Origin of the sequence: Microvirgula sp. AG722 (assembly GCF_003269145.1) — a bacterium.
GTDB lineage: Bacteria > Pseudomonadota > Gammaproteobacteria > Burkholderiales > Aquaspirillaceae > Microvirgula > Microvirgula aerodenitrificans.
The window spans coordinates 64,668-77,269 of sequence record NZ_QLTJ01000005.1 but is presented as its reverse complement, the minus strand read 5'-3'; the positions used below and the strand labels follow the sequence as shown (position 1 = coordinate 77,269).

The window sequence follows — 12,602 nt, the reverse complement described above, 5'->3', positions numbered from 1 at the left end:
TGCAGGGCGAGCCCAAGAAAATATACGCCGTTTTGCCCGAGTGTCAGGCAAAGATGCCGTGCGGCATTCTAGCGAATTGTCATTGACCAAGGTATAGCCCTGGTTCTTCTTTTTTCGGGGTCGTGTTTTCGAGGGAGCGAGGGGCAAAGCCCCCCGCTCTCTCAGGCATCAGTCACCGATGCTCATCAGGCTGGCGTTGCCGCCGGCCGCCGTCGTGTTGATGCTGACGGCACGTTCGTGGACCAGGCGGAACACGTCGTAGCGGCCGTTGTCCCGCACCCGGTTCAGGCCGACGATTTCGCCGTCGCGACCGGCCAGTGCCGGCCGCAGCGAGGCGGCGACCTCGTCGTCATCGTACAGCGCAGCCTGTACCGGCGCCCGTTCGATACTGTCGGCCACGGCGATCTGCAGACCGGCCGGCAGGCGTGCAGCCAGCCCGGCGGCAGCCGATCCGGCCAGCACATAGGCCATGTTGCCGGTAGCAAAGACCGCGACCAGCTGGCGGACCAGTCCCGGCAGCGTCGTCGCCAGGCACAGCACATTGCCGCGCGGCACGAAGCGCAGGCGGTTGATTTCGCCGGTCGGGCCGGCAAACTCCATCGGCGTCAGCAGCGGCGAATGCTTGCGTTCATGACCGATCAGGCGGCTGATCGCCTCGCGATCGGCCTCGTCCAGTCCCAGCGTCGGCAGCAGGCCGGCCAGCGTTTCCAGCAGGGTCAGCCCGGCATCGCCGGCGGCAGTCCCCACCTTCGGCCGCTTGCCGGTCTCGCACAGGCGGTACAGATAGCACGGGCCGCCGGCTTTCGGACCGGTACCGGACAGACCCTCGCCACCGAACGGCTGCACGCCGACCACGGCACCGACAATATTGCGGTTCACGTACAGGTTGCCGACATGGGCCGTCTCGGCGATCAGGTCGATGGTTTCGTCGATGCGGCTGTGCACGCCCATGGTCAGGCCGTAGCCGGCGGCATTGATGTCGCGGATGACCTGGGCCATTTCGGCAGCGTGGTAGCGGACGATGTGCAGCACCGGGCCGAACACTTCGCGCTGCAGCTCGCCGATGGAACCGATCTCGCAGACGAACGGGGCGACGAAGGTACCGGTCGCCGGCACGTCCAGCGTGTGGAACCACCGGGCTTCGCGCTTCATCCGCTCGATATGCGCCAGCAGATTGCGCTGTGCCTCGCCGTCGATGACCGGACCGACGTCGGTCGACAGCACGCGCGGATCGCCGACCACCAGTTCGTCCATCGCACCGCGGATCATGGCGATGACCTTGTCGGCCACGTCATGCTGCACATACAGCACGCGCAGTGCCGAGCAACGCTGGCCGGCCGAGTCGAACGCACTGACCAGCACGTCGCCCACCACCTGTTCGGCCAGGGCCGAGCTGTCGACGATCATGGCGTTCATGCCGCCGGTTTCGGCAATCAGCGGAATGTCGCCGCCCCGGCGGGCCAGCGTACGGTTGATGATATGGGCGACATCGGTCGAACCGGTAAACAGCACGCCCTTGACGCGGCTGTCGGCGGTCAGGGCGGCACCGACGGTTTCGCCGCGGCCCGGCAGCAGTTGCAGCGCATCGCGCGGCACGCCGGCCTCGTGCAGCAGGCGCACGGCAAAGGCGGCGATCAGCGCGGTCTGCTCGGCCGGCTTGGCCAGTACCGGGTTGCCGGCAGCCAGGGCCGACACCACTTCGCCGCAGAAGATCGCCAGCGGGAAGTTCCACGGGCTGATCGCCACCACCGGCCCCAGCGGACGATGGGTGTCATTGCTGAACTCGTTGCGGGCCTGCTGCGCGTAGTAGCGGCAGAAATCGACCGCCTCGCGCACTTCGGCAATCGCATTGGACAGGGTCTTGCCCGCCTCGCGCACGGCCAGCGCCATCAGCGCCGGCATGTTTTCTTCCATCAGGTCGGCGAAGCGCTCCAGGCAATCGGCGCGTTCGGCCGGCAGGCGATGCGGCCAGTCGGCCGCTGCGGCGGCCTCGAGGGCGACCGGCACGTCCTGCAGCCCGGCTTCGACCACGCTGCCGACGATATCGGCCGGATCGGCCGGGTTGCGCACCTCGGTGCGGAGCTCGCCGCTGTGGCTGCCGCCGGCCAGCAGCGGTTCGGCCAGCCACTGGCGGGCGCAGGCGTCATCCAGTCCGAGCTGCAGCGCGGCCAGCGTCTGCTCGTGGCTCAGATCGAGGCCGGACGAGTTGCGACGTCCGGCACCGTACAGGTCACGCGGCAACGGAATGCGGGCATGCGGCTCGCCACCGATGCGCGCCGCTTCGGCCACCGGATCGGCCACCAGCTCGTCGATGGACACCGCCTCGTCGACGATGCGGTTGACAAAGGAACTGTTGGCACCGTTTTCCAGCAGCCGGCGCACCAGATAGGCCAGCAGCGTTTCATGCGAGCCAACCGGCGCGTAGATGCGGCAGGCGCGGCCGAGCTTGTCGCCGCCGACCACCTGGTCGTACAGCGTTTCGCCCATGCCGTGCAGGCACTGGAATTCGAACTGCTTGCCTTCGCCAAGGTGATAGACCGCCGCCAGCGTAAAGGCGTTGTGGCTGGCGAACTGCGGGAAGATGCAGTCCTGCGCGGCCAGCAGGCGCTTGGCGCAGGCAAGGTAGGACACGTCGGTGTAGACCTTGCGGGTATAGACCGGATAGCCGGACTGGCCATCGACCTGGGCGCGCTTGATTTCGGCATCCCAGTACGCGCCCTTGACCAGCCGGACCATGAAGCGACGACCGGCGCGGCGGGCGAGGTCGATCAGGTAGTCGATGATGAACGGACAGCGCTTCTGATAGGCCTGCACCACGATGCCGATGCCGTCCCAGCCGGCCAGGTCGGCGTCGAACGCCAGTTTCTCGACCAGATCGAGCGACAGCTCCATCCGGTCCGCTTCCTCGGCGTCGATGTTGATACCGATATCGTAGCGCCTGGCCAGCAGCATCAGCTGTTTCAGGCGGTCGTACAGTTCGCTCATCACCCGGTCGCGCTGGGCGCGGCTGTAGCGCGGGTGGATGGCGGACAGTTTTACCGAAATGCCCGGGCCCTCGATGATGCCGCGGCCATTGGACGCCTTGCCGATGGCGTGGATCGCCATCACGTAGTCATCCATATAGCGCTGGGCATCGGCTTCGGTCATCGCCGCTTCGCCGAGCATGTCGTAGCTGAAGCGATAGCCGCGCGATTCGCGCTCGCGACCATTGGCCAGCGCCTCGTCGATGGTTTCGCCGGTCACGAACTGCTTGCCGAGCATGCGCATCGCCATGTCGACGCCCTTGCGGATCAGCGGTTCGCCGCCCTTGGCGATCAGCTTGGTCAGCGCGTTCGACAGCCCGGCCTCGTTATGGGTGTTGACCAGCTTGCCGGTGATCACCAGCCCCCACGCTGCCGCATTGACGAACAGCGAGCGGCTGTTGCCGATATGGCTTGACCAGTCGCCACGGGCGATCTTGTCGCGGATCAGCTTGTCGGCGGTCGCCCGGTCGGGAATCCGCAGCAGCGCTTCGGCCAGACACATCAGCGCAATGCCTTCGTGGCTCGACAGCGAGAATTCGTGCATCAGTGCGTCGACACCGCTGGCCCGCGTACGCTTTTCCCGTACTTCGGTCACCAGCTTGCGTGCCAGCGACTGGACGCTCGCCAGCGTATCGGCACCCAGCGCCGCCTGCGGCAGCAGTGCCGATACGCACTCCTTTTCGTCGCGGCGCAAGGCGGCGGTAATCACGTCCATCAGCGGGCCCTGAGGGCGGGACAGCGTGGCGAAAGTCATTGCAGCTTCTCCTGATTTGCAGTTCTTCTACGTCTGTTGGTCTGTCCGACACGCGGTTTGCCAGATACTTGTAGCGCGCCAGTATTGGCTGCAATATTATGACAATGCATAGAAAACTACATTCTGATTACACGCGACATCGCAGAGTTTTGCTTGCCAAAAACACAAAAACACAGCATAAACCACGACAGTCGCAGCAAAACAACAAAACATAAATACCAGCCAGCCCGTCACGCTGAGCGGGTAACAAAATACAGATCATTCATCTACAAAAACGGAGAAACAGAGGATGAAAAGAAGCAAGCCAAGGAAGACGCTTGACCTCATCGACCGGAAAATCCTCGCGCTTTTGCAGGACAACGCCAAGATATCGAACGTTGATCTGGCCGAACAGGTCCACCTGTCGCCCACCCCCTGTCTGGAGCGGGTAAAGCGTCTGGAATCAGATGGTTATATCCGCAAGTACGCCGCTCACCTGAATCCTCAGGTGCTGGACGCCGGCATGCTGGTCTATCTCGAGGTCAGCCTGCAGAACACGACCAGTGAAATCCTCGAAGAGTTCAACAGCGCGGTGCAGGGCATCCCGCAGATCCTCGAGTGCCACATGGTTGCCGGCGGCTTCGACTACCTGCTGAAGATCCGCGTGCGCGACATCCACGAGTTCCGCGACATGCTGGGCGAAATGCTGTCCCACCTGCCCTACGTAAGGGAAACCCATACCTACGTGGTGATGGAAGAGGTCAAGGAGTCGTCGCAGATTCCGCTGCGCCCCTGAGCAGGACCGGCAACAGCGGCTATAACGAGGCGGACGGGCGCGATACCGTACATGCGATTGTCCTCGACTTGATGTCGATCAAGACGACGGGATGGGCGCTGTATTCGAATGCCCCTCTTGCCGTCCGGTTTTGCCGGCCCCGGCCTGATTCATTCATCATGCACAGGAGATCATTCATGATCCGCAAACTCCTCGTTACCGCCCTGCTCTGCGCCGCCGCCACCCCGGTGCTCGCTGCCGCCCAGTGTTCGGTCGATATCGAAGCCAACGACGCGATGCAGTTCAACAAGAAAAGCATCGATGTCAGCAAGAGTTGCAAACAGTTCACCGTCAACCTGAAGCATGTCGGCAAGATGCCGAAGACCGCCATGGGTCACAACTGGGTGCTGACGGCCAAGGCCGACGAGCAGGCCGTGATCAGCGACGGCTCCAAGGCCGGCCCGGCCGCCGACTACATCAAGGCCGGCGACGCCCGCGTCATCGCCCACACCAAGCTGATCGGCGGCGGCGAATCCGCCACGGCCACCATCCCGGTCGCCAAGCTCAAGGCCGGCACCGACTACGTGTTCTTCTGCTCGTTCCCGGGCCACGCCGCCATCATGAAGGGCACGCTGAAGCTCAACTGAGCCAGCGCATCGTCAGGAACCCCCAGGCAGCAGACCTTCCCGGTCTGCTGCTTTTTCATGCCCTGCCGCCGGTCGAAGCGGTTGGGCCGCGCGAACATCAGGAGTAACATCACGTTCGCGCATCCCCATACATAATCGGGCGTGCTGCGCGCGCGGGTCGAGCGCGCGCAACCCCGGACTGCTCACCCCCATCCAGAAGCAAACAAAGGAAAGAGAAAGTGGAACTCTCGCACCGCGTGAACGCCATCAAGGAATCGCCGACGCTCGCCATCAACGCCAAGGCGCAGAAACTGAAGGCGGACGGCCGCGACGTCGTCATTCTGGCCGCCGGCGAACCCGATTTCGATACCCCGGACCACATCAAGGCCGCCGCGATCGAAGCGATCAACAAGGGCTTCACCAAGTACACGCCGGTTTCCGGTACCCCGGGTCTGAAAAAGGCCGTGGCCGCCAAGTTCAAGCGCGACAACGGGCTCGACTACGCCGTCAACCAGATCCTGGTGTCGGTCGGTGGCAAGCAGAGCTTCTACAATCTGTGCCAGGCCTACATCAACGACGGCGATGAAGTGATCATCCCGGCGCCGTACTGGGTGTCCTACCCGGACATGACCCTGCTCGCCGGTGGCGTGCCGGTCATCGTCGAATGCGGCATCGAGCAGGGCTTCAAGCTGACCGCCGCCCAGCTGGAAGCGGCCATTACGCCGAAAACCCGCCTGCTGGTGATCAACAGCCCGTCCAACCCGACCGGCGCCGTCTACACGCTGGACGAGCTGAAGGCACTGGGCGACGTGGTCCGCAAGCACCCGAACGTGCTGGTCGCCTCCGACGACATGTACGAACACGTGATGCTCGGCGACACCCGTTTCCACACGCTGCTGAACGCCTGCCCGGATCTGAAGGAACAGGTCATCGTGCTGAACGGCGTGTCCAAGGCCTACTCGATGACCGGCTGGCGCATCGGCTACGCAGCCGGCCCGCAGAAGCTGATCAAGGCGATGGAAAACATCCAGTCGCAAAGCACGTCCAACCCGACGTCGATCTCGCAGGTGGCCGCTGAAGCCGCGCTGAACGGCGATCAGGGCTGCATTGCGCCGATGCTGAAGGCCTTCAACGAACGTCACCAGTACGTGGTCGACTACTTCAACCGCATGCGCGGTCTGAAATGCCTGCGTGCCGGCGGTGCGTTCTATGCCTTCGTCGACGCCCGCGAAGCAATCCGCGTGCTGGCCGCCGAAGGCAAGCTGGCCGAGCAGACCGACATGGCGCTGGCCGCCTACCTGCTGGAAACGCAGGATGTCGCCGTGGTGCCGGGCTCGGCCTTCGGCGCGGAAGGTTACTTCCGCATCTCGTTCGCCACCAGCATGCAGAACCTGGAAAAGGCCCTGGGCCGGATCGAAAAGGCGCTTGCTGCCTGAGCGGTTTGTCCGCCGTCGATCAGAAAGGACCCCGAGGGGTCCTTTTTTTCGCCTGCCGTCCATGCGACGTCCGGCCGCCCGGTTTGGCGGCGGTCCGTCGCTTTTTTTCCGATAACAAGAATGCCATGACAAGAAAACTGCATGTATCCGACGACGCCGACAGCGTCGCCTGCGCCGCGGCCGAGGCGCTGATCGTCCATCTCGGCCATGCCATCCGCACCCATGGCCGCGCGCTGCTGGCGCTGGCCGGCGGCCGCACGCCGGAGGCGCTGTACCGGCGGCTGGCGGCGCCGGCCCAGTCTGCGCGCATCGACTGGCCACACGTGGTCCTGATTGTCGGTGACGAGCGCTGCGTGCCCGTCGACCACCCGGACAGCAACGAAGGCATGATTCGTCATCACCTGCTCGACCGACTGCCGACGGCACCGGCCGCGCTGCTCGGCTGGCACTACCACGGCGACCCGCAGGCAGCCGTGAACGCGTTCAGCCATGCCTTTGCCGCGCTGGACGGCGGTGTCGCGCCGCGACTCGACATCGCCCTGCTCGGACTGGGCCGTGACGGCCACACCGCATCGCTGTTCCCGCAGCAACCCTGCCCGCCCGGTATCGCCGCCGTGACGCATGCACCGGACGGCCAGCCGCGCATGACGCTCGGCCACGACACCCTGGCCGCCGCCCGCGCCCGGCTGTTCCTTGCCTGCGGCCGCGACAAGGCACACGCACTCGGCCTGGTCTGGCAGGGCACCGACCTGCCAGCCACCGCGCTGGCCAATGCCGAGTGGTTTGTCGACGAGGCCGCCGCCATTCACGCCGATGACGAGATGTAGGGCAACCGCAACAGGCGGCACCCGGAATGACAAATATGGCCATATATGGCTATATTCGGATCAGGCAGGATTCACAGGGCAAAGACCATGAGCACCACTGCACTCGCTGAAGCCAAGAATCATCTCTCCAGGCTGGTGGATGAGGCGGTTGCCGGCCGGGAAGTCATCATTTCCCGCCATGGGCGCCCGGTAGCCAGGCTGGTCGCGATAGATCATTGCACGGCGCCGCGTTTCGGTGCGCTCAAGGGCCGGCTCGACATCCCGGACGACTTCGACCAGCCACTGAGCGACGCGGAACTGGCCCTGTTTACCGGCACTGACTGATGCACCTTCTGCTGGATACGCACATTCTGCTGTGGGCCCTGGCAGATGATGACAGGCTGTCCCCGAGAGCACGGCGCGTCATTCAGGAAGCCAGTGACATTCATGTCAGTGCCGCAAGCTACTGGGAACTCGCCATCAAGATCGGACAAGGCAGGCTGCGGGCAGACCTGGCGGAAATTCGTCTTGCTGCCGGGCAAAGCGGCTTTGCCGAGATCGCCGTCAGTGGCGGGCACGCCCAGGCGACCCTGCATCTGGCAAACCACCACAAAGACCCGTTCGATCGCCTGATTGTGGCGACAGCCATGACCGAACCCATGCGACTGCTGACGGCAGACAGTCTGGTCGCGCAGTACACGGAACTGGCTCTGCTCTGCCCGTAGCAGCGACTCACTTTCCCGGACCGGCCGTCCGGTGCCAGCCGCCATTGCGCTGGATAAAACGGTTGGCCTCCTCCGGCCCCCAGCTGCCTGCCGCATACGGATAGACCGGACCGTGATCGGCCAGCACCGGGTCGACGATGCGCCAGGCCGCGTCCACCTCGTCCTCACGGGCAAACAGCCCGCCGTCGCCGCGCACCGCATCCAGCAGCAGCCGCTCGTACGGGCCGGCCGCGCCACTGCTCTGGTGGGTGGCAAACAGCTCGGTGGTCTCGCCCATCAGCGTGTCGCCACTGGCCTTGACCTGCACCCCCATCGCAATCACCACTTCCGGGCTGAGCCGGAAGCGCAGGTAATTGCCGTGCCCCGGGTGGTGCTCGCCGAATACCGCCTGCGGCGGGCCGCGAAACTCGACCAGTACCTCGGTCGCCGACAGCGGCAGCTGCTTGCCGGCGCGCAGATAGAACGGCACGCCGGCCCAGCGCCAGTTGGCAATCGACAGCCGGACGGCGGCAAAGGTTTCGACCCGGGAATCTGCGGCAACACCGGCTTCCTGCCGGTAGCCGAGATACTGGCCGCGCACCACGTTGCGGCTGTCCAGCGGCTCGATGGCACGCAGCAGGCGGGCTTTTTCGTCGCGGATGGCCTCGTCGTCGCTGCCGGTCGGCGGCTCCATGGCCAGGCAGGCCAGCACCTGCAGCAGGTGATTCTGGATCACGTCCCGAATGGCGCCGGCCTCCTCGTAGAAATGCCCGCGGCTGCCGACGCCAAAATTTTCCGCCAGTGTGATCTGCACATTGTCGATGTAGATCCGGTTCCAGACCGGTTCCAGAAAGCTGTTGGCAAAGCGGAAATACAGCAGGTTCTGCACCGCTTCCTTGCCGAGGTAGTGGTCGATGCGGAACACCTCGCGCTCGCGGAACACGCCATGCAGCACCCGGTTCAGCGCCCGCGCCCCGGCCAGGTCGCGCCCGAACGGTTTTTCCACCACGATGCGCGCGCCACGGGCCGCACCGGACTGCTCCAGCCCCTTGATCACCGCCGGGAACAGCGAGGGCGGAATGGCCAGGTAGTGCAGCGGGTGCGCACTGCGCGCCAGGGCGATCCGCAGTCGCTCATAGGTCGCCGGGTCACCGTAGTCGCCGGCGACGAAGTCCAGCCGGGCTTCCAGCCGCGCCAGCGCGGCAGCATCGGCACCCGGGTCGGCCGCCAGCGCCGCCTCGCGCACCCGGCGGGCGAATGCCTGCCGGTCCAGTGCGGTCCGGGCCACCCCTATCACCGGCAAGTCGATCTGGCGGCGAGCGAACAGCACCTGCAGCGCCGGAAAAATCTTGCGGAAGGCCAGGTCGCCGCTGGCCCCGAAAATCACCAGCGCGTCGGCGGCGGCGGACTTCATTTCTCCGGCACCGGGCCCGGGCCGGCAACGTGGCCGCCGAACTGGTAACGCAGCGCCGACAGCAACCGGCGGCCGAAGGCGTCCCGGTCACGCGAGCTGAAACGCTGGTACAGCGCCGCGGTCAGCACCGGGCTTGGCACGCCTTCGTCCAGGGCGGCACGCACCGTCCAGCGACCGGCACCGGAATCGGGCACCTGCTCGCTGAAGTCCGCCAGATCGCCATCCAGCAGCAGCGACATGGCCGACAAGTCCAGCAACCATGACGAAATCACGCTGCCGTGACGCCAGACTTCGGCAATATCGGCCAGATTGAAGTCATAGGCATAGTGCGCCGGGTCGATGCCGGGCCCCACCGTCTCGCGGCGGGCAAAACCGGCGCCACGCAGGATGTCGAAGCCCTCGGCCAGCGCCGCCATCACCCCGTATTCGATACCGTTGTGCACCATTTTCACGAAGTGGCCGGCTCCGGCCGGCCCGCAGTGCAGGAACCCGCGCTCGGCCCCCGCCGCGCCACTGTCATCGCCACTCGCCGGCGCCAGCGTCATGAACAGCGGTTCGAGCCGCTGCACGACCGCCTGCTCGCCACCGATCATCAGGCAATAGCCTCGCTCGCGGCCCCATACCCCGCCGCTGACCCCCACGTCGACAAAGGACAGACCGAGCAGGCCGAGGGTGCGGGCCCGCCGGATCGAATCCTGATAGAAGGTATTGCCGCCGTCGATCACGCAGTCGCCGGCACTCAGGAGCGGCGCCAGGGCAGACAGCGTATTGCTGATCTGGCTGGCCGGCAGCATCAGCCAGATCACGCGTGGCGCGACCAGTGCATGCACGAGCGCTTCCAGCGACGCGGCAGCCTTGCCACCATGGGACTGCAATACGCTCACTGCCTGCGGATCGGCGTCATACCCGGTAATCCGGTGGCCGCCATGCAGCAACCGCCGACTCATGTTTGCGCCCATCCGGCCAAGTCCGACCATGCCGATATCCATCTCCATCCCCTTGCTGCCGTGCGGCGTGCCCGATTGTCGTTATAGCAAGGCATGCAGGGAGCGCGGCGGGATCAAGGCAAAAGGTGATGTCAGAACGAAATCAGCAGGTCTTCGGTCACGGCAATATGACAGGCCAGGCGCGGCAGGTCCGGCGAGTCAATGAAGTCATCGTCAGCCAGTGCCGTCTTTGGCAGGTAGCCCTGACGGATCATGACGTTGCGTTCCTTGCGCCCGAGCCGGAACGGCACCGGCTGGCCGGCGTGCGACACCCGCACCAGGCAGGCACCGCAAGTGCCGTGACCACAGCGCCACCACAGCGGCAGTTCGGCGCGCCGGACCACCTCGAGCAGCAGCTCGCCGGCCGCGGCCTCGACGCTGACCGGCGCCGGCAGGCGGTCGGAAACAAAGGTCACGGTCGGCATGGCGGCGGCGCGTTCATTCCTTCAGGACGGTATCGCGGCCATCGCGCACGCTGACATGGACCGGGACCCCGGCCGAGATGCTCTGCGAGACGGTGCAGAACGGCTCGAACTGGCCGAGGATGCGGTCGAGATGCTCGATTTCGGCCGCCTCCTTGCCCAGGCGCAGCACGACGTCGATCGACAGCACCCGCATCCGGCCTTCGGCATTGCGACCGACTTCGCAGCGGGCTTCGGCCGTCAGGCGACCCGCGTCCTGCTTGTACTTGGACAGGGAGAACAGGAAGCTGGCCAGCAGACAGTTGGCCGCGGCCGCCACCAGCAGGTGGGCCGGCGACGGACCGCTGTCCTCGCCCAGCGGCGGCGGTTCATCCGCCAGCAGCGTCGGCATGGCCGCACCGAAGTCGATCAGAAACTGGTAGCCCTGCTGCTGGGTCAAGGTGACGTGCACGATATCGCTCATGGTGGAGTCCTGCATGGTCAAAGGGAGGCCGGTGGGCACCCGGCCGGAAGCAGATCAGAGGGTGCGGCCGACCGCCTGGGCAATCAGGCGCAGCGAATCCATCAGCTCGGCCAGCTCGGCCGGCGACAGCGCCTGGTCGGCGTCGCACCAGGCATCGCACGGCGACGGATGCATTTCGATCAGCAGCCCGTCGGCGCCGGCGGCGATGGCGGCGCGCGCCAGTTGCGGCACCATCCACGCCTTGCCGCCGGCATGGCTCGGGTCGACGATGACCGGCAGGTGACTCTCGCGCTTGGCAACCATGACCGCCGTCAGGTCCAGCGTATTGCGGTAAGCGGTTTCAAAGGTACGGATGCCGCGCTCGCACAGGATGATGTGATGATTGCCGCCGGCGGCGATGTACTCGGCAGCCATCAGCCATTCCGACACGGTGTTGGCCAGTCCGCGCTTCAGGACCACCGGCTTGTTGATGCGGCCGACTTCCTTCAGCAGGTCGAAGTTCTGCATATTGCGCGCGCCGATCTGGATCACATCGACGTCATGCTCCATGAAGGTGTCGAGCATGCGCACATCCATCAGCTCGGTCACCACCGGCAGGCCGGCGGGCCGGGCCGCCGCCAGCAGCAGCTCCAGCCCTTCGACGCCAAGTCCCTGAAAGCTGTACGGACTGGTACGCGGCTTGAATGCCCCGCCGCGCATCATCCGGCAACCGGCAGCCCTGACGCCGGCGGCCGACAGTGCCATCTGTTCCGGCGTTTCCACAGAGCAGGGGCCGGCGATGACCTGCAGCTGCGGACCGCCGATCCTGACGCCATGGATGCTGACCACGGTGTCCTCGGGCTGGGTTTCGCGGCTGACCAGCCGGTACGGCTTGACCACATGCAGCGCACGCTCGACGCCGGGAAGGGGTTCGAAGTGGCGTGGCTCCAGCGGTCGTTCGTCTCCGATCGCGCCAATAATGGTGCGTTCGGAACCTTTTGACACATGTTCGCTGAGGCCGTGCTCGCGAATCCGGGCCACGACAGCATCGATTTCGGCGTCACTGGCGCCGCGTTGCATGACGATGATCATGGGGTCACGTCGTTCCGTTGCAAAAGCGCTACCTTACCGCGTTTTGCGCCCCGCGTGCAGCGAGGCTGCCAGCGCGCATTGCCGGACAATCGCACCGACCGACCGGCTTACCCGGAAACCCGATTCCTGTTCAATGATCCACA

Annotated in this window: 12 protein-coding genes; 6 read left to right on the top strand and 6 right to left on the bottom strand. The window is 65.3% G+C overall.

The window, feature by feature from the left end; genetic code table 11:
- Positions 1–168: 168 nt before the first annotated feature.
- Complete coding sequence (gene putA, locus DFO50_RS09265; RefSeq protein WP_112692382.1) at positions 169–3,777, bottom strand: trifunctional transcriptional regulator/proline dehydrogenase/L-glutamate gamma-semialdehyde dehydrogenase; 3,609 nt, start codon at positions 3,775–3,777, stop codon at positions 169–171.
- 289 nt (positions 3,778–4,066) lie between these two features.
- Here putA and DFO50_RS09260 point away from each other — a divergent pair, with 289 nt between their 5' ends.
- The 6 genes from DFO50_RS09260 to DFO50_RS09235 all read left to right on the top strand — a co-directional run bounded on the left by DFO50_RS09260 (position 4,067) and on the right by DFO50_RS09235 (position 8,124).
- Entirely contained in the window at positions 4,067–4,552 is a 486-nt protein-coding gene (locus DFO50_RS09260) for a winged helix-turn-helix transcriptional regulator (RefSeq protein ID WP_028498832.1), read from the top strand.
- 176 nt (positions 4,553–4,728) lie between these two features.
- Positions 4,729–5,178: an azurin gene (gene azu, locus DFO50_RS09255; RefSeq protein WP_028498833.1), complete on the top strand. Its 450-nt coding sequence runs from the start codon at positions 4,729–4,731 to the stop codon at positions 5,176–5,178.
- A 218-nt stretch (positions 5,179–5,396) separates the two neighbouring features.
- Positions 5,397–6,593 carry a pyridoxal phosphate-dependent aminotransferase gene (locus tag DFO50_RS09250; protein ID WP_028498834.1) on the top strand — a complete coding sequence of 399 codons (1,197 nt, stop codon included), beginning with the start codon at positions 5,397–5,399 and terminating at the stop codon, positions 6,591–6,593.
- Positions 6,594–6,718: 125 nt separating this feature from the next.
- Positions 6,719–7,420 (top strand): 6-phosphogluconolactonase, encoded by a 702-nt coding sequence (gene pgl / locus DFO50_RS09245; RefSeq protein ID WP_146745039.1) that lies wholly within the window; start codon positions 6,719–6,721, stop codon positions 7,418–7,420.
- Positions 7,421–7,507: 87 nt separating this feature from the next.
- Positions 7,508–7,744 (top strand): type II toxin-antitoxin system Phd/YefM family antitoxin, encoded by a 237-nt coding sequence (locus DFO50_RS09240; RefSeq protein WP_107889712.1) that lies wholly within the window; start codon positions 7,508–7,510, stop codon positions 7,742–7,744.
- Complete coding sequence (locus DFO50_RS09235; protein WP_028498836.1) at positions 7,744–8,124, top strand: type II toxin-antitoxin system VapC family toxin; 381 nt, start codon at positions 7,744–7,746, stop codon at positions 8,122–8,124. The genes DFO50_RS09240 and DFO50_RS09235 overlap by 1 nt, the downstream gene beginning before the upstream one ends.
- Before the next feature lie 7 nt (positions 8,125–8,131).
- Here DFO50_RS09235 and zwf read toward each other — a convergent pair whose 3' ends face one another.
- From zwf to aroF, 5 genes are all read right to left on the bottom strand, one after another.
- Positions 8,132–9,517: a glucose-6-phosphate dehydrogenase gene (gene zwf, locus DFO50_RS09230; protein WP_028498837.1), complete on the bottom strand. Its 1,386-nt coding sequence runs from the start codon at positions 9,515–9,517 to the stop codon at positions 8,132–8,134.
- Entirely contained in the window at positions 9,514–10,494 is a 981-nt protein-coding gene (gene gnd, locus DFO50_RS09225) for a phosphogluconate dehydrogenase (NAD(+)-dependent, decarboxylating) (protein ID WP_233495227.1), read from the bottom strand. Before gnd ends, zwf begins: the two co-directional genes overlap by 4 nt.
- A gap of 101 nt (positions 10,495–10,595) precedes the next feature.
- Entirely contained in the window at positions 10,596–10,928 is a 333-nt protein-coding gene (locus tag DFO50_RS09220) for a 2Fe-2S iron-sulfur cluster-binding protein (protein ID WP_028498839.1), read from the bottom strand.
- A 13-nt stretch (positions 10,929–10,941) separates the two neighbouring features.
- Entirely contained in the window at positions 10,942–11,388 is a 447-nt protein-coding gene (locus DFO50_RS09215; RefSeq protein WP_028498840.1) for an OsmC family protein, read from the bottom strand.
- A 54-nt stretch (positions 11,389–11,442) separates the two neighbouring features.
- Positions 11,443–12,459: a 3-deoxy-7-phosphoheptulonate synthase gene (aroF, locus tag DFO50_RS09210; protein ID WP_028498841.1), complete on the bottom strand. Its 1,017-nt coding sequence runs from the start codon at positions 12,457–12,459 to the stop codon at positions 11,443–11,445.
- Positions 12,460–12,602: the final 143 nt, after the last annotated feature.